Origin of the sequence: Mycolicibacterium vinylchloridicum, assembly GCF_013404075.1 — a bacterium.
GTDB lineage: Bacteria > Actinomycetota > Actinomycetes > Mycobacteriales > Mycobacteriaceae > Mycobacterium > Mycobacterium vinylchloridicum.
The window spans coordinates 1-547 of record NZ_JACBJQ010000221.1 but is presented as its reverse complement, the minus strand read 5'-3'; the positions used below and the strand labels follow the sequence as shown (position 1 = coordinate 547).

The following is a 547-nucleotide window of genomic DNA, read 5'->3' as shown; positions in this document are numbered from 1 at the left end:
GTGCCCAGGGCAGGTTGTCGGCGAGGGCGTCGACGAGGCTGTGGGCGGGGGTGCGGCCCTCGGTGGGGGTGTGTACCAGCAGCAGTTTGGTGTTGGTGCGGCTGGCGTGCTCGGTGAAGTAGCGCAGCGCGGCGGGGTCGAGGTGGTCGGCGTCGTCGATGACGAGCATGTTGCCTGGTGGAATGGTCCACTGCCCGTTGTCGATTCGGGCGCGGGTGGTGGCCGGGTCGGTGGCGCGTCCCGCGTAGGGGTGGTGTTCGGCGAAGGCGGTGGCGGTTTCGGTGGCCGGCATGGCCAGCACGTTCTTGCCTTTGCCGGAGACCGCGGCGCTGATCGCGGCCAGGGCGGCGTGCTTGTCGGCGTCGGCGCCGAGGGTGAGCACGTGCACCGATTGCATGCTGGCGGTGATCGTCTCCACCACCGCGTGGGCCGGTTCGTCCAGCTCCTGCCAGCTGCGATCGCCGGCCGGGGGCGGGTACACCGTGGCCGGGGACCGCGCACCAGCTGCCTCCACGAAATCCACCTCAGCACGCAACACCATCAGATC

The 547-nt window shown here is 70.4% G+C and carries 1 protein-coding gene; it reads right to left on the bottom strand.

Annotation, left to right across the window (positions count from 1 at the left end):
- On the bottom strand, positions 1–514 hold a 514-nt coding region (locus HPC46_RS34660; protein WP_325096876.1), incomplete at its 3' end, for an AAA family ATPase.
- Positions 515–547: the final 33 nt, after the last annotated feature.